Below are 15,465 nucleotides of genomic sequence, written 5' to 3'. Positions count from 1 at the left end.
ACATTATGCTAACCTTGGCGTCATCGATGCGAAACGCGCTGGCAATTGCCGCCGTGCTTGTCGTCAGCCTGCCGCTGGCGGCCTGCAGCGATGACAGCCGCCTTGTCATCAACAGCGACGGTGCCAGCCACGAGTTCAAGGTGGAGCTGGTGGATACCCCCGAAAGCCGCGCCCAGGGCCTGATGTACCGTCAGGAACTGGCCGATGACGCGGGCATGCTGTTCGATTTTCTCGATGAGCGGCCGGTCTCGTTCTGGATGCGGAACACGTTTATCCCATTGGATATGCTGTTCATTAGCGCCGATGGCGTTATCCGCACCATCCACGTAAACGCCGTCCCGCATGATCCGACTTCGATCCCGTCGCAGGTGCCGGTACAGTTCGTGCTCGAGATCCCAGGCGGCCGCAGCAAGGAACTGGGCATTGAGCCCGGCGACACTGTCGAGCACGCGCGGATCAAGGCCGCCAATTAAAGCCGCGCGAACACCATGCAGTCCAGCACGGCCAGAAGGTGCAGGCTGGCGCCGGCGACGACGAAGACATGCCATAAGGCATTCTGGAATTTGAGCTTTTCCCAAAGATGGAAGATGATTCCTGCCGAGTAGGTGACGCCGCCGGCAAGCAAGAGCCAGAGCGTCGAATCCGGCAGCGTCTGCGCCAGGGACTTGAAGACGAGAATGCCGCTCCAGCCGATGGCGAGATAGAGCACGATCGCCAGTCGCCCGAAACGGTGCGGCACGATCAGCTTCAACGCCACGCCGACCAATGACGCGCCCCAGACAAGGCTGGTCATGACCGAGCCCATGGGCGTGCCGCCGATGACGGCCAGGAATGGCGTGTAGGACCCTGCGATAAAGAGGAAAATCGCCGCCTGGTCGAGACGCGCCAGGTGCTGCTTTACCGGGGTGACGGGCCACAGATTGTAGGCCAGCGACACGCCGAGCACGAGGATGAGCGTGGCGACATAGACGAGAAGGGCCGGAAACGCCTCAGGCGCGGTGTGAAGAAGGGCCAGCGCCAGCAGCGAGGAGCCAGCGGCAATGGCAATGATCAGGCCAAAAATATGGACCGCAGCGTCGGCGACCATCTCGGAGGTCGAATAGGGCCTCTGTTCCCGGCTCCACCACGAATATGTCGCGGTCCCAGCGCTTCTGCGCATCATCTCCGTCTCCCTTGTTGAACCCAGCATGGGCTACGGACAATGACCAGACTATTGAACAGTTGCGGCGATTGTGTGCCATCGTGAATGGCGGGCCAACTTATCTGGTGAACAAGTGGTGTCATCGCTTGACGGGTAACGGTGTCGTTACGTACGCACCGGGCTATGAGCAAGTCGCCAAAGCCGCCGGTTCCACTCTATTCCGCCCTGGCTGATGCCACGCGCTGCCGCATCCTGACGATCCTGCAGGCGGGGCCGGTCCCGGTGCACAAGCTCGCCGATTCGTTTCCAATCAGCCGTCCGGCCATCTCGCGCCATTTGCGCGTGCTGAAAAGCGCCGGTCTTGTCGCTGAGGTCAAGAAGGGCCGCGAAAATCTCTACACCTTCAAGCCAGCAAAGCTGGAGCGGGCCCGTGCGTGGATCGACCTTATGACGGTGGCGCCGATCGTCGAGGCCCGCGCCGCCGAGACTGCCCCAGCCAAACCGAAGTCCGGCAAGAAGCCGACCGCCCCGGCTAAAGCAAAGGCCGCCCCGGAGGCGGCAAAGCCTGTCGCCGCCGATCCTGTGATCCCTGCCAGCCAGATGGGCTTTGATTTCTAGGCAAGTGCCTGGCCGGAGCGCGGTCTAGACCGGAGCGAGGGGGAGGGTGCTTTCCAGGGCGGGGCGCTCTTCGCTGCCGAAGGCCGCCTCAACGGACCGCCCGAATTCAGTCGCCGACCACATGATGTGGGCCTTGTCCGCACAAATCTCGACGGCCGCCAGCGCGGCCCGGGCGCCGAGCGCGACGGGCACGATCTGATGACCAATGATCTCGGACGCCGCCATGGCTGCAGTGATATCCTTGCGCTGATCGCCGACATACCAGATGACGTCGCGGCGCCGCAGATCGCGGCCAATGCCCTTGAGGGCGGTGACCAGCGGATCGGGCCAGGGCTTGCCGCGAATGACGTCTTCCCGGAAAACGCTGGCCGTAAAATACTTCTTGAGGTCAAACGCCTCGAGCACGTCATGGCCATAGCCGCGGCCGAGGCCATTGCTCACGAGGCCGAGGACCACGCCATTGTTGTGGAGGTGTTCGAGAGTAGCGCGAAGCGTCGCGCAGGGCTGCAGCATCTGTTCCACCGACTTGCGGCGAACACGATGGATCGCCCGGTGAACCAGCAATTTAGGCGCCTTGGTCTCTACCGTACGATGACGGCGAGCCAGGCGAAACCGAGCAACCAAGCGACCGGCCCTGTGCGAACAATCGTCCAGGAATTCCAGCGCCTGCAGCACCCGCGGATTGACGTGATGTACCAGCGTTCCATCGAGATCGAAAAGCACGATGGTCGGCGGCGTCAGTTTGGAATCCAGCGTCACTACCCCCTGATCGGGGGAAACTGACCCAATTCCATTCCGTGCACAACCCAAAACCGACATTTTCACCAGCGTGTGCGGCCTTGACCAGGTGCCCGCTTGCCAGGGTGGTATCGGTGCCCAGACCATGCGCAGGCGGCAAAAATCACTTAAAAACAGATGCTTCTCGCTAACGCTTCCATTATCAATTGCACTTTAGAGGTGATGCTGTCTTCGGTGGTTGCAAACCGGCCTTTCTGGCGGCGCATGGCGAATCTTTTGCGCTTGAGTGTCGTTTAGTCTAAACTGAACGAACTGAAATTAGCCTGACGGATTGATGTGACCCTCTCTGCCATTGACCGCTTTATCGAAGAAATGGGCCTCATCGCGCAGCACGATGGTGGGCCTCGCATTGCCGGGCGGATAATGGGACTCCTTGTTGCCGAGGGACGCGAACTAAGTCTAAACCAGATCAGCGAGCGCCTGTGCGTCAGCCGGGCAAGCGTCAGCACCAACGCCCGACAATTGGCCGCCCGCGGACTTCTGCGCCTGACCACGCATACAGGGGATCGTCAGGACTATTACGAATTATCTTCCGCCAGCTATGTGCAGATGCTTCAGGAGCTGGCAGGACGAATGGAAAAATATGCAAGCGTCACAGAGGCTTGCGCTAAAGAAATTGAATCAGAATCGGAAGGTGCAGCTCGCAGGGTGACCGAGCTTTCGGCCTTCTATCGTGACTCCTCGCAATTCTTGGGCAATTGGGCGAGCCTATTGCTACAGGGAAAAGCTTCGCTTCAGGACAAAGAGCAATGACCGCAACCAACGATAAACCCGAATGGGCCCAGAGCAAGCGCGAGAAGGAAAATGCGCAGCGCGTCGCTCAAGGCCTCAAGCCAAAGCGGCGCATTGCGCCCTGGATCGTCCTTGGCGTTATCGTGGTGGGCGCGGCGGCTTTCTTCCTGCTTCAGCCTCCCGCGCCCGAGCCTGTTGTCGCAGTCGAGGAAACGACTGTGGTCAAACAGATTCTGCGGTCCGAAACTTTTGAAATCCAGCCCAGCACTTTGCGCCAGACCGTCAAGGTGACGGGAACCCTCGTGCCGTCCCAACAGTCGGACGTCGCCGCCCAGGCTTCGGGCCGCGTTCTTTTCGTTGCGGTTCGTCCCGGCGACGAGGTTGCGGCGGGCGCCAAGCTCGTCGAGATCGATCGCGAGAATCTGGAGCTGCAGCTGAACCAGCAGCGGGCCACTGCCGACGCCACGCGTGCGCAATTGCTTTCCTCGCGCCAGCAACTGGAACGGACCGAAGAGTTGGCGCGCCAGGGGCTCACCAGCCCCTCCGCGCTGGAACAGGCACGCTCCTCGACTGCCGCCCTGGAGGCCAATCTGGCGGCGCTGGAAACCGCTGTGCGCGGCGCCGAACTGGCTCTGAGCAAGGCAACCGTGACTTCGCCCATCACTGGCATAATCGCATCCCGTTCTGTCGAGCCGGGCCAGACCGTATCCGCCGGCGCGCCCTTGATGACCGTGGTCAATCTCGACCGCATGGAATTCCAGGCCGCGGCGTCGGTGAATTCCAGCGCCCTTGTCGGCGCCGGCCAATCCGTCGAAGTGACCGTGACCGGCCTTGATGGCCAGAGCTTCACGGGCACGGTCAAGCGGGTGAACCCGATCGCAGTCAGCGGCACCCGCACCGTGCCGATCTACATCGATCTCGACAATGCCAATGGCAATCTGCGGGGTGGCATGTTCGCCACCGGTTTCATCACCGTCACCGAAAAGGTTGATGCTGTCGCCGTGCCGTCCACGGCAGTGCGTGAAGACGCGTCGGGCAATTTCGTTCTCAAGCTCGTCGATGGCAGCCTTGTCCGCCAGGGCGTCGAACTGGGCCAGGAATGGGATCGCGGTCGCACCGTCGAAGTCGAAGGCGTGGCCGTCGGCGACACCATCATCGGCGCCCCGCTGACCGATCTCGCCGATGGCGAAGTTTATGAAGTGGTCGAGGACTGATCCATGTTTCTGACCCGAATAAGCGTCAATCACCCCGTCTTTGCCACCATGATCATGGTGGCAATCATGGTGTTCGGTATCTATTCCTACCAGCGCCTCCCCATCGAGCAGATGCCCGATGTGGACTTCCCCGTCGTCGCCGTGGTGGTGAGCTACCCCGGCGCCTCGCCGGAGGCTGTGGAAGCCGACGTCGTCAAGCCGATCGAAGAGGCGGTGAACACCATTGCCGGTCTCGACACCATCCAGTCCACGGCCCAGGCCGGACAGGCCATGGTGATCATGATCTTCAATCTCGACCAGAACTCCCAGCAGATGGCGCAGGATGTTCGAGACAAGATCGACCCGGTCAAGGCCCGGCTGCCGGCCGGGGCAGGGGAACCGCGCGTGCTGCGCTTCGACCCATCGGCCCTGCCGGTCCTCTCGCTCGCGGTCAGCTCCGAGACCTTGTCTGATCGCGACCTGACGGCCCTGACCGAGGACATCATCGTAAAGCGCCTGTCAAACATCTCCGGCGTCGGCAGTGCGTCCGTGGTTGGTGGTGTTCCGCGCCAGCTTAATATTCAGATCGATCCCGACCGGCTCACGGCTTTCAACATTGCGCCGAGCGCCGTGATCTCGGCCATGCAGGCAGCCAACAAGGATCTTGCAGCCGGCTCGATTACTCAGGATAGCATCGTCCAGTCGATCCAGGTTCTGGGGCGGCTCGAGGACGAGCAGGATTTCTACGACATCATCGTCGGCAATCAGGGCGGCCAGCCGGTCACCCTGCGCGATGTCGCGACCATCGAAGACGGCACGGGCGAAGCATCGAGCCTGGCCATCCTCAATGGCGAGCGCGCTCTTGCCGTCGACATCCTCAAGACGCAGGGCGCTAATACGGTGGGTGTCGCGGAAGAAATCCGCCGTACCATCGACAACCTCCTGACCAGGGAACTCCCCGAGGGGCAGGTCAAGATCGAGGTCGTGGTCGACAACGCCAAGCCGGTGGAGGATTCCTTCCACGCCGTGCAGAACATGCTCATCGAGGGTGCGGTCCTTGCCGTCATCATCGTGTTCCTGTTTCTCAATTCCTGGCGTTCGACCGTCATCACCGGCCTGACGCTTCCCATCTCGATCATCGGCACGATGGTGGCGCTGAATTTCCTCGGCTTCACCCTCAATATGATGACGCTCCTGGCGCTGTCGCTGGCCGTGGGTATCCTGATCGACGACGCCATCGTGGTCCGCGAAAATATCACGCGCCACCTCCACATGGGAAAGAGCCACCGTCAGGCGGCTTTCGACGGCACCAATGAAATCGGCCTCGCCGTGATGGCGACGACGCTGTCCATCGTTGCCGTGTTCCTGCCCGTCGCCTTCATGGATGGCATCATGGGCCGGTTCTTCCTGCAATTCGGCGTGACCGTGTCCGTGTCCGTGCTGATCTCGCTCTTCGTGGCCTTCACACTCGATCCGATGATGTCGAGCGTCTGGTACGATCCGGCCTCGAACCCGAATGCCAAGCGCGGGCCGGTTGGACGGCTGATCCAGCAGTTCGACCGCCTGTTCGAATGGATCACCGAAGGCTACCGCCATGTGATCCATTGGGGCCTCAAGCACCGCAAGTCGGTTCTGCTCGTCGCGCTTCTGTCCTTTGTGGGCACCTTCTTCCTGTTTCCGCGCGTCGGGGTGGAATTCGTGCCCGCGGTCGACAACGGCATCTTCACCGTGACGGTGGAGACGCCGGCCGGTTCGTCGCGTGAGCATACGGCCGTCAAGCTCCGGCAGGCCGAATCCATCCTGCGGCAATTGCCGGAAGTCGAGACCACTTATTCGACTGTGGCTGGCGGCCTGGCGGCCAGCGGCGCCAATACCGGCACGCTGACCGTCACGCTCGTCGACAAGGCCCTGCGCGACATCACTCCCCAGGAATTGATGCCGCGTGCCCGCGACATGCTTGACGCCGTCCCCGGTGCCAAATTCCAGGTTACCGCAACGTCGGGCCTGGGCATGTCCTCCGCTCCGGTCTCGATTACCCTCTACGGCGACAGCTTTGTCGTCCTGGAGCGCCTGGCCGACCGACTGGTCGCCAAGCTCGAAACCATCGATGGGCTGATCGACGTCACCTCGAGCCTCGACGAGGCGGAGCCGGTTGTCGGCATTTCCGTCAACCGTGACCTCGCCAACAATCTGGGCGTTTCGATGGGCCAGATCGCGGCAACGCTCAATCCGCTGTTGAGCGGCGAGGATGTGGCCGACTGGACCGCGCCGAACGGCCAGGTCTATTCGGTCGTCGTCCGTCTCCCCCAGGCCCTGCGCGAGGATGTGGATGCCATCGGCAATCTGCCCATCGCCCAGTCTGGCGCCACCGGCTCGAGCGCCATGATCACCCTCAACCAGGTGGCCGAGGTCGTCGAAAGCACCGGGCCCGCCACCATTAACCGCCAGGATCTGCAGCGCGGCGTGACAGTGGAAGCCTATCTCTCCGGCGTGGAACTGGGCGCGGTGACGCCCCAGCTTCAGGAGGCGGTCAACAGCATCGAGTTCCCGACGGGCTACCGCAGTTCGTTCGGCGGCGAAGTCGAGCAGATCGCTGACACCATGGGTGCAGTAGGCTCGGCCCTGCTGCTGGCCGTGATCTTCATCTATCTCGTGCTCGCCAGCCAGTTCGGCAGCTTCCTGCAGCCGATTGCCATCATGGGCTCGCTGCCCCTGGCGTTGATCGGCGTGATGGTCGGCCTTCTTGTCGGCGGTTCGACGCTCAACATGTTCTCGGCGATTGGCTTCATCATGTTGATGGGCCTCGTGGTGAAGAACGCCATCCTGCTCGTGGACAATGCCAACCAGCACGTTCGCGGCGGCATGAACCTTTATGAGGCCTTGGTCGAAGCCGGCGTAACCCGCTTCCGCCCGATCATCATGACGACACTCGCCATGATCTTCGGCATGATCCCGCTGGCGCTGAGCTTGCACGAAGGCAGCGGCCAGAACGCCCCGATGGCCCACGCGGTTATCGGCGGCCTGATCTCTTCGACCATCCTGACCCTTGTCGTGGTGCCGGTGCTGCTGACCTATATCGACAGTTTCAGCCGCTTCACCCGCCGCTTCATGCCCAAGGCGCCGCATGACGACGAGCACGACGTGCTCGTTGAGCAGAAGGCCTGATAAACGAAAAGGCGGGGAGCAATCCCCGCCTTTTTTCTGTTCTGATGATGTCGGTATCGACAGAGAATGGTTTAGCCCGGACCGCCCAATCGAGCGCCAGACTTCCCTCGGGCTTGACCCGAGGGCCAATTTGCGAGCCGCAAAGCAACAGATTTGCAATTGGATAGTGACCCTCGGGTCACGCCCGAGGGAAGCTCCGTGCGAGAGGGGAACGGCAGGGCAAGCTTCGTCGCCAATCCTACCGATCACCCGAAAACCGCTGCTAGTCTTACCACTGCGGCCCGACACGGGCCGGGTCGATCGTAGCAGGGCGGCCATCGAGGCTCAGCGCGCTCTGGCGTGCCGGCGTACGGGAGATGACCTTGCCGCCCTTGATGACAGCCAGGCGCGTCGGCTTGAGACGGATGGCGTCGATGCTGTCCTTGGCCTGCAGCAGCACCATGTCGGCCTTGCAGCCGACATCGACGCCATAGCCCTCGAGATGCATGATCTTGGCCGGGCCCTTGGTGACGAGATCAAAGCACTTGCGCATGGCCTCGCGGCTGGTCATCTGCGCGACGTGAAGGCCCATGAAGGCTACCTCCAGCATGTCGCCCTGGCCGAGCGAATACCAGGGGTCCATGACGCAGTCATGGCCAAAGGCGCAGTCAATGCCATAGGTCAGCATCTCGGGAATGCGGGTCATGCCACGGCGCTTGGGATAGCTATCGTGCCGACCCTGGATGACGATGTTGATCAACGGATTGGCGGTGGCGCTGACGCCGGCCTCGACCATCAGCGGCAGGAGTTTTGAAACGTAGTAATTGTCCATGGAATGCATGGAGGTCAGGTGCGAGGCGTTGACCCGCCCGCCAAGACCCAGCCGCTGGGTTTCATAGGCCAGCGCTTCGATGTGACGGCTCATGGGGTCGTCGGTCTCGTCGCAGTGGATGTCGACAAGGAGACCGCGGTCGGCGGCAATTTCGAGCAACGCCTTGAGGCTCGATGCGCCATCGGCCATGGTCCGTTCGAAATGCGGAATGCCGCCGACAACGTCGACACCCATGTCGAGCGCGCGCCTCAGCAGCTCCGGCGCCCCCGGATAGCGATAATAGCCATCCTGCGGGAAGGCGACGAGCTGCAGGTCGATATAGGGCGCAACGCGCTTCTTGACCTCGAGCAGCGCCTCGACGCCGAGCAGGCGATCGTCGCAAATATCCACATGGGTGCGGATGGCGAGGAGCCCCTGCGAGACGGCGAGGTCGCAATAGGCGAGGGCGCGCTCGATCACCGCTTCCTGGGTCAGCAGCGGCTTGAGCTCGCCCCAGATCTTGATGCCATCGAGCAGCAGCCCGCTTTCATTGTGGCGCGGCAGGCCGAGCGAGAGCGTGGCGTCCATGTGAAAGTGCACATCGACGAAGGGCGGAGCAACCAGCTGCCCGGCAGCGTCTATGGTTTGTCCTGCGTCACCAGGCAGATTGGCTTCGATCGCAGCAATTCGCCCCTCGCGCACGCCGATATCCACGCCGCTGCGGCCATCCGGCAGATTGGCATTGGTGATCTTCAGATCGAACATATTTGGGTCCTCTTCAATAGACCTCGCCCCCAGCTGCGCCCTGGAGCGCGGCCTCGGAGGGCAAGGATGTGGCAGATGGTCTGGCCTGGCAACCTCCCGCAGAGGCGGGAGGTTCGAATGAGTTTAGTGCCGCTGCCCCTTGGTCCAGGGCTGCAGCAGGGCGCGGGGATAGTCCGCCCGGCGTGCCACAAGGATCAGGGCGACGATGGACAGCAGATAGGGCAGCATCAGGAAAATCTGCCCCGGAACGACCTGGCCGATCTGGGCTTGAAGGCGGATCTGGAAGGCGTCGAACGCGCCGAACAGCAGCGCGCCAAGGAGTGCCTTTCCAGGCTGCCATGAGGCGAAGACGACCAGCGCAATGCAGATCCAGCCACGTCCATTGACCATGCCGAAGAAGAAGGCGTCGAAAGCCGACATGGTCAGGAACGCGCCGCCCAGCGCCATCAGGGCCGACCCGGCGACGACGGCACCGATGCGCAGCCCACGCACCGAGAGCCCCTGCGCTTCGACGGAAGCCGGATTGTCCCCCACGGCGCGGATGGCGAGGCCCAGCGGCGTGCGATAGAGCACCAGCGCGACGAGGGCGACGAAGACCAACGCGAGGAATGTCAGCGGCGTCTGTTGAAAGAGCGCAGGCCCGATGAAGGCAATATCGGAAAGGCCGGGAATATTGAGCGGCTGGAATGCGGCGATGCGCGGCGGGGTGGTCACGTCGGGCAGGGCGGTACGATAGGTGAAATAGCTGGCGCTGGTGGCCAGGAGGGTAATGCCGATGCCTGAAACATGCTGGGAAAGCCCCAGCACCACCGTGAGGATGGCATGGAGCAGGCCGAAGACGGCGCCGGCGCAGGCCGCCACGAGCACGCCACCCCAAAGCCCCAATCCGAGATAGACGGCAAGCCAGCCTGCCATCGCCCCGGCAACAAAAATGCCTTCGATGCCGAGGTTCAAGACGCCGGCCCGCTCGCAGAGCAAAGCGCCGAGGACGCCAAAGATCAACGGCGTGGCGATGCGAAGGGACGCAGCCCAGAAATTGGCCGAACCAAGGATTTCAAGAAGGACATCCATGCTCAGGCCTCCACGCTCTTTTGCTCGTAGCGCAGTCGGAAGCGCAGGAAGAAGCTGCCGACCAGCACGCAGAGAAGGGAAAGGGAGACCACGAGATCGGCGATATAGTTGGAGATGCCGGTGGCCCGGCTCATCGAATCCGCCCCCACGAATACGGCCGCGACGAAGATCGCTGCGGCCACGGTGCCGATTGGCGAAAGGCCGGCCAACATGGCGACGACAATGCCCGAATAGCCAAAGCCCGGCGAAAGATCGGCGGAAAGGTAACCCTTGACTCCAGCCACTTCGCTGACGCCGGCGAGGCCCGCGAGCCCTCCGGAAATCAGCGCCACCTTGAGCATGGTGGCGTTGACCGGAATGCCGGCAAAGCGGGCGGCAGCCTTGTTCTCGCCGACGGCGCGAATCTCGAAGCCCAGCACGGTCTTGCGCACCACGACCCACAGCACGATGGCCGCGACGACGCCGACGATCAGCCCCCAATGCATCCGCAGGCGTGGCAGCAGCTTTGGCAGCTTGGCTTCGGCAATCAGCGGGATCGATTGCGGCCAGCCCATGGCCAGCGGGTCCTTCAGCGGGCCCTCGATCAGCATCTGGACGAAGAGGATGACGATGAAGTTGAGCAGCAGCGTGATGACGACTTCGTCGGCGCCGAATTTCTGCTTCAAGATGGTGGGGACGACCATCATCAGGCCACCAGCGACGAAACCAGCAATCATGACGGTCGGTATAGCGAGGGCAGGGGGCATCTGCAGCAGCCCTCCGCCCACCAGCACTGCGGCCAGGGCGCCGATATAGAGCTGACCCTCGGCGCCGATATTCCAGAGTTTTGCGCGGAAGGCGACGGCAGCGGCAAGACCGGTGAGGATCAGCGGCGTGGCGCGATTGAGTGTTTCACTCAGCGCAAAGGTGGAGCCGAACGCGCCCTGGACCATCAACCAATAGGCATTGAGCGGCGAGCCCCCGGCAAAGAGCACCGGGATGGCCACGAGCAGCAGCGCCACCACGCCTGCACCCAGCGATACAGCGAGCTTGAGGCCCATGCTGGCATCAGTCCGGGGTTCAAGACGAAAACTCATGATGCCACCCCTGCGGACTGAATGTGCTGACCGGCCATCAGCAGGCCGATCGTGCCCCGGTCGAGATTTTCGGACTGTCCGGCATCGGTCACCGTGCCGGCATGGGCGACGAGGAACCGGTCCGAGAGAGCGAACAATTCGTCGAGGTCCTCGGAAATGACCAGCACTGCGGCGCCCCGGTCGCGGGCGGCAATAATGCGTCGATGCACTTCGGCCTGCGCGCCGACATCGAGGCCACGCGTCGGCTGGTTGGCGAGGATCACGCGCGGCTCGCGCTCCAGCACGCGCGCCAGGATCAGCTTTTGTACATTGCCTCCGGACAGCAGGCGCGCCTCGGCATCCGGGCCGGGACAACGCACGTCATAGGCCGCAATGGCACTCTCGGCCCGCACCCGCATCGCATTGCGGTCGAGCCAGCCGGCGCGGGAGAATTCGGAGCTGCGGACATCCTCGATGGCGATATTGTCCGCCACGCTCATCGTGCCGACGACACCGTCATGCTGGCGATCTTCCGGCATGCGGGCAACGCCCGCGGCGACGAGCGCGCGCGGATCGGCGGAGCGCACCGGGGTGCCGTAAAGGTTGAGCGCGCCCTCGCTTGGAACGGCAAGGCCGGAGATCAGCGCGGCGATGCCCGCCTGACCGTTACCCGACACGCCGGCAAGGCCGACGATCTCGCCCTGGCGCAGCACGAAGTTGACATCGGTGAGCACTTGCTTGCCCGCGCCCTCGCGCAGGCTGACGCCGTCGAACTGCACGAGCACATCGCCGGGCGTAGCAGGGGTGCGGGTGATCTCGGCCACGGCCTTGCCCACCATCAGATCGGCAATGGCGCGGCGGTCGGCCTGTGCCGTTTCCAGCTCGCCCGCCTTCTTGCCGCCCCGCAACACGAGGATGCGGTTGGAGATGGCGAGCACCTCGCCAAGCTTGTGGGAGATGAAAATGACCCCGAGCCCGTTGGCGGCCAGCCGCCGGAGCACGGTGAAAAGCCCATCTGCTTCCTGCGGTGTCAGCACGGCGGTGGGTTCATCGAGAATGAGGACGCGCGCGTCGCGATAGAGCGCCTTGAGGATTTCGATGCGCTGCTTTTCGCCGACCGTCAGGTCCGCCACCCGGCAGTCGAGATCGACGTCGAGGCCGCTCTCGGCGATGATCTTTTCCACCTTGCGGCGTGCTTCGGCGGCACGGCCGAAGGACATCAGCTTTTCCGTGCCGAGACGAATATTGGCCAGGCCGGAGAGATTTTCTGCCAGCGTAAAATGTTGGTGGACCATGCCGACGCCGGCATTGAGCGCCGCCCCGGGCGAGCCGCTGGGAAGCGTGACCATCTCACCCTCGACGGCGACGCGGACCTGTCCTTCGTCCTGCACATAATGGCCGAACAGGATATTCATCAGCGTCGTCTTGCCCGCGCCATTCTCCCCCAGCAGCGCCAGGATCTCGCCTTTGTGCAGAGTGAGGGAGATGTCGTCATTGGCGACCAGAGGGCCGAAGCGCTTGGTGATGTGCTCGAGCGAGAGCAGGGGGGCTGGTGATGGCTGGTCGGTCATTTACTGCTCGCGCAAAGGGACTTTGAGCTTGCCGTCACCTCCACCCGACCTCCCCCTCAGAAGGGGGAGGGGTAGAGCTGTGTTGGAGGCACGATCTGTTCTCCCCACCGCCTCGTTTCATCCACCTATCAGGGGGAGGTTGGGTGGGGGTGGTGGGGGCCACGATCTCTCATGGCTCCCAAAGCTCAGTTGGACTTCGGCTCGCTGTCGTCGATCTCGACTTTGAACGTGCCGGCCAGGATTTCGGCTTCCTTGGCCTTGGCTGCAGCAACCGCATCGGCGCCGGCCAGGGCTTCGTCGACCACGAGGCTCGAACCACCGTGTTCCATGAAGGCATAGATGCCGTAGTCGGAGGCGGTGAATGTGCCGGCCTTGACGTCTTCAATGGCCTTGTTGATCATCGGCTCGCCGTGCCAGAGCGCGGACGCCAGGATCGTGCCCGGATAGTCGGCAGCGGTGTCGATGACGTTGCCGATGGCGAGAATGCCGCGTTCCTTGGCAGCGTCGGACACACCAAAACGTTCGGCGTAGAGAATATCGGCGCCGGCATCGATCATGGCGAAGGCGGATTCCTTGGCCTTCGGGGGATCATACCAGGAGTTGATGAAGCTCACCGAGAATTTCACATCCGGATTGACCGACAGCGCGCCGTCCATGAAGGCGTTCATCAGGCGGTTCACTTCGGGGATTGCGTAGCCGCCGATCATGCCGATCTGGTTGCTCTCGGTCTTGAGACCGGCAATCATGCCAGTGAGATAGCTCGGTTCCTGGATGAAGTTGTCGAAGGTCGCATAGTTCGGCTCTACGGGCTGCAGCGACGAGCCCATCAGATACATCACTTCGGGATATTCTTCGGCAACGGCACGCGAGGGCTGCTCCACGCCAAAGGCCTCGCCGATGATCAGCTTGTTGCCCTGCTCGGAATATTCGCGCATCACGCGCTCATAATCAGTGTTGGAGATGTTCTCCGAATAGACATATTCAATGGTGCCGGCAGCGTCGGCGGCGACGAGCGCATTGTGCAGGCGGCTCGCCCACTGCTGCTCGACCGGCACGGTCCAGATCGCGGCGACCTTGAGCGCTTCCTGCGCGATTGCGGTGCCCGACATGGCCAACGCCACGCCTGCAGCCATGACAGAAACGAAGCCGCGACGGCCCAACACAAGTTTCATCATCATCTCACCCCGTTTGTAGAAAAGTTAGCCCAGGTTTCCCAAGTGCCCATCTAGTGGGCAATAACCACAGGCTTGGCAAGCGTTGGCATCGCGTTGTTCACCGCGATGTCGCCGCGCAAACCTGGCCTCCAGCCAGGCTGTTTTCCGAAATCTTGCTGGCTCTGGCGGATGGCGCGCAACCGATGTCCCGGCATGCCGTTTTACTTTTTGGAGGTACCGATCATGAAAGACACCCCGAAAAAGACTGACGAAGCCGCCGCCATGCGCGATGGCAAGAAGCCTGGCCCCAAGGATGCACCCGTGCAGATCCGCGACGCCGGCAGCGAGGCGCAAGAGAGCCCACCCCGCCAGTGGGACGAGGTCGATGAAAGCGTCGACGAGACTTTCCCAGCGAGCGACGCCACTGCGAAATATTGATAGCAGACGGGGAGGGACGCTTTCGCCCTTCCCCGGCCCCGGCTTTCCCCATAAAGCTGCGGCATGTCCCACGCGCTCTCCCGCTCCACCGCGACCCTGATCGGCCTTTTGGCCGTCGTGCTCTGGTCGCTTTTGGCAACCTTGACTGCGGCCAGCGGCGACATGCCTCCGCTTCAGTTCACCGCGGTTACTTTTGCCATCGGCGGTGTGTGCCTGATGATCGTCAGGCCCGGCGCGATCAAGGCGATGCGCCAGCCTCTCTCGGTTTGGCTTGTTGGCGTGCTGGGCCTTGCCGGCTACCATTTTGCCTATTTCTTTGCGCTTAAGAATGCACCGCCGGTCGAAGCCAGCCTCATCAACTACCTTTGGCCCGTGCTGATCGTGGTGATGTCTGCCATGCTCCCGGGGGAGAAGCTTCGCTGGAACCACATCGCCGGCTGCGTGCTGGCTCTGGCCGGCACCGTGCTGGTCGTTACGCGCGGGCAGGGACTGGTGCTCGAGGCGCAATATGTCCTCGGCTACGCCGCGGCCCTTTTTGCTGCCTTCGCCTGGGCCAGCTATTCCATTCTCTCGCGCCGGCTGGCCAGAGTTCCAAGCGAAGCCATCGCAGGATTTTGCCTTGTGGTGGCCGTCCTGGCCTGGCTGAGCCATTTGGCTCTTGAAACCACTGTCTGGCCGACCTCGCCGTGGCAATGGGTGGCCATTGTCGGGCTCGGTCTCGCGCCAGTGGGTCTCGCCTTCTATGTCTGGGACATCGGGGTCAAGCAGGGGGATATCCAGATCCTGGGGGCGGCGTCCTACCTTGCCCCCCTTCTGTCCACGCTCCTTCTCATCGTCTCCGGCTATGCGGAGTTCAGCATGAGCGTCGTGATTGCCTGCGGGCTCATCACCCTGGGTGCGGTGGTGGCGGCAAAGGATATGCTGTTCCGCCGCCAGGCCGCCGTTGAAATCGCGCCAGCAGACGCTGGGTGAGG

General features: G+C 62.6%; 14 protein-coding genes. 7 read left to right on the top strand and 7 right to left on the bottom strand.

The window, feature by feature from the left end:
• Positions 1-26: 26 nt before the first annotated feature.
• Entirely contained in the window at positions 27-473 is a 447-nt protein-coding gene (locus N0P34_RS13830) for a DUF192 domain-containing protein (protein WP_275603811.1), read from the top strand.
• On the opposite strand, the gene N0P34_RS13825 is transcribed toward N0P34_RS13830, so the two are convergent.
• Positions 470-1,162, bottom strand: coding sequence for a hemolysin III family protein (locus tag N0P34_RS13825; protein ID WP_345774431.1), 693 nt, complete (start codon positions 1,160-1,162; stop codon positions 470-472). The two genes, N0P34_RS13830 and N0P34_RS13825, sit on opposite strands and share 4 nt — an antisense overlap.
• Before the next feature lie 162 nt (positions 1,163-1,324).
• On the opposite strand from N0P34_RS13825, the gene N0P34_RS13820 reads away from it, so the two are divergent.
• Positions 1,325-1,759 carry a metalloregulator ArsR/SmtB family transcription factor gene (locus tag N0P34_RS13820; RefSeq protein WP_275603810.1) on the top strand — a complete coding sequence of 145 codons (435 nt, stop codon included), beginning with the start codon at positions 1,325-1,327 and terminating at the stop codon, positions 1,757-1,759.
• A 24-nt stretch (positions 1,760-1,783) separates the two neighbouring features.
• Here N0P34_RS13820 and N0P34_RS13815 read toward each other — a convergent pair whose 3' ends face one another.
• Positions 1,784-2,518, bottom strand: a complete 735-nt coding sequence (locus N0P34_RS13815; RefSeq protein WP_275603809.1) for an HAD hydrolase-like protein — start codon at positions 2,516-2,518, stop codon at positions 1,784-1,786.
• A 315-nt stretch (positions 2,519-2,833) separates the two neighbouring features.
• Between N0P34_RS13815 and N0P34_RS13810 the strand changes: the two genes are divergently transcribed.
• Genes N0P34_RS13810 through N0P34_RS13800 form a run of 3 tightly spaced genes read left to right on the top strand, consistent with a single transcriptional unit; the run spans position 2,834 to position 7,647 of the window.
• A complete protein-coding gene (locus N0P34_RS13810; RefSeq protein ID WP_275603808.1) occupies positions 2,834-3,310 on the top strand; it encodes a MarR family transcriptional regulator in 477 nt (158 codons plus the stop codon).
• Positions 3,307-4,503 carry an efflux RND transporter periplasmic adaptor subunit gene (locus N0P34_RS13805; RefSeq protein ID WP_275603807.1) on the top strand — a complete coding sequence of 399 codons (1,197 nt, stop codon included), beginning with the start codon at positions 3,307-3,309 and terminating at the stop codon, positions 4,501-4,503. Before N0P34_RS13810 ends, N0P34_RS13805 begins: the two co-directional genes overlap by 4 nt.
• Positions 4,504-4,506: 3 nt before the next feature.
• On the top strand, positions 4,507-7,647 hold the full coding sequence (locus N0P34_RS13800; RefSeq protein WP_275603806.1) for an efflux RND transporter permease subunit: 3,141 nt from the start codon (positions 4,507-4,509) through the stop codon (positions 7,645-7,647).
• A 268-nt stretch (positions 7,648-7,915) separates the two neighbouring features.
• Here the strand turns inward: N0P34_RS13800 and N0P34_RS13795 are convergent, their stop codons facing one another.
• The 5 genes from N0P34_RS13795 to N0P34_RS13775 form a co-directional block, all read right to left on the bottom strand.
• The gene (locus N0P34_RS13795) at positions 7,916-9,202 is read right to left on the bottom strand and encodes an amidohydrolase family protein (RefSeq protein WP_275603805.1); all 1,287 of its coding nucleotides are present in this window, start codon (positions 9,200-9,202) and stop codon (positions 7,916-7,918) included.
• Positions 9,203-9,325: 123 nt separating this feature from the next.
• Positions 9,326-10,273: an ABC transporter permease gene (locus tag N0P34_RS13790; RefSeq protein WP_275603804.1), complete on the bottom strand. Its 948-nt coding sequence runs from the start codon at positions 10,271-10,273 to the stop codon at positions 9,326-9,328.
• Between the two features lie 2 nt (positions 10,274-10,275).
• A complete protein-coding gene (locus N0P34_RS13785; protein WP_275603803.1) occupies positions 10,276-11,349 on the bottom strand; it encodes an ABC transporter permease in 1,074 nt (357 codons plus the stop codon).
• Complete coding sequence (locus N0P34_RS13780) at positions 11,346-12,899, bottom strand: ABC transporter ATP-binding protein (protein WP_275603802.1); 1,554 nt, start codon at positions 12,897-12,899, stop codon at positions 11,346-11,348. Before N0P34_RS13780 ends, N0P34_RS13785 begins: the two co-directional genes overlap by 4 nt.
• A gap of 185 nt (positions 12,900-13,084) precedes the next feature.
• Positions 13,085-14,077: a BMP family protein gene (locus N0P34_RS13775; RefSeq protein WP_275603801.1), complete on the bottom strand. Its 993-nt coding sequence runs from the start codon at positions 14,075-14,077 to the stop codon at positions 13,085-13,087.
• Between the two features lie 219 nt (positions 14,078-14,296).
• Between N0P34_RS13775 and N0P34_RS13770 the strand changes: the two genes are divergently transcribed.
• On the top strand, positions 14,297-14,491 hold the full coding sequence (locus N0P34_RS13770; protein ID WP_275603800.1) for a hypothetical protein: 195 nt from the start codon (positions 14,297-14,299) through the stop codon (positions 14,489-14,491).
• Between the two features lie 63 nt (positions 14,492-14,554).
• Positions 14,555-15,463, top strand: coding sequence for an EamA family transporter (locus N0P34_RS13765; RefSeq protein WP_275603799.1), 909 nt, complete (start codon positions 14,555-14,557; stop codon positions 15,461-15,463).
• Positions 15,464-15,465 lie beyond the last annotated feature (2 nt).

This window comes from Devosia sp. FJ2-5-3 (assembly GCF_029201545.1).
GTDB lineage: Bacteria > Pseudomonadota > Alphaproteobacteria > Rhizobiales > Devosiaceae > Devosia.
Note: the sequence above shows the minus strand (reverse complement) of the source record. Positions and strands in the feature narration are given on the sequence as shown.

Excerpts from the sequence above, each read along its gene's own strand:
- N0P34_RS13790 (WP_275603804.1), bottom strand. The coding sequence starts at position 10,273 with ATGGATGTCCTTCTTGAAATCCTTGGTTCGGCCAATTTCTGGGCTGCG.
- N0P34_RS13830 (WP_275603811.1), top strand. The coding sequence starts at position 27 with ATGCGAAACGCGCTGGCAATTGCCGCCGTGCTTGTCGTCAGCCTGCCG.
- N0P34_RS13825 (WP_345774431.1), bottom strand. The coding sequence starts at position 1,162 with ATGATGCGCAGAAGCGCTGGGACCGCGACATATTCGTGGTGGAGCCGG.
- N0P34_RS13770 (WP_275603800.1), top strand. The coding sequence starts at position 14,297 with ATGAAAGACACCCCGAAAAAGACTGACGAAGCCGCCGCCATGCGCGAT.
- N0P34_RS13785 (WP_275603803.1), bottom strand. The coding sequence starts at position 11,349 with ATGAGTTTTCGTCTTGAACCCCGGACTGATGCCAGCATGGGCCTCAAG.
- N0P34_RS13775 (WP_275603801.1), bottom strand. The coding sequence starts at position 14,077 with ATGATGATGAAACTTGTGTTGGGCCGTCGCGGCTTCGTTTCTGTCATG.
- N0P34_RS13765 (WP_275603799.1), top strand. The coding sequence starts at position 14,555 with ATGTCCCACGCGCTCTCCCGCTCCACCGCGACCCTGATCGGCCTTTTG.
- N0P34_RS13780 (WP_275603802.1), bottom strand. The coding sequence starts at position 12,899 with ATGACCGACCAGCCATCACCAGCCCCCCTGCTCTCGCTCGAGCACATC.
- N0P34_RS13820 (WP_275603810.1), top strand. The coding sequence starts at position 1,325 with ATGAGCAAGTCGCCAAAGCCGCCGGTTCCACTCTATTCCGCCCTGGCT.
- N0P34_RS13805 (WP_275603807.1), top strand. The coding sequence starts at position 3,307 with ATGACCGCAACCAACGATAAACCCGAATGGGCCCAGAGCAAGCGCGAG.
- N0P34_RS13795 (WP_275603805.1), bottom strand. The coding sequence starts at position 9,202 with ATGTTCGATCTGAAGATCACCAATGCCAATCTGCCGGATGGCCGCAGC.
- N0P34_RS13800 (WP_275603806.1), top strand. The coding sequence starts at position 4,507 with ATGTTTCTGACCCGAATAAGCGTCAATCACCCCGTCTTTGCCACCATG.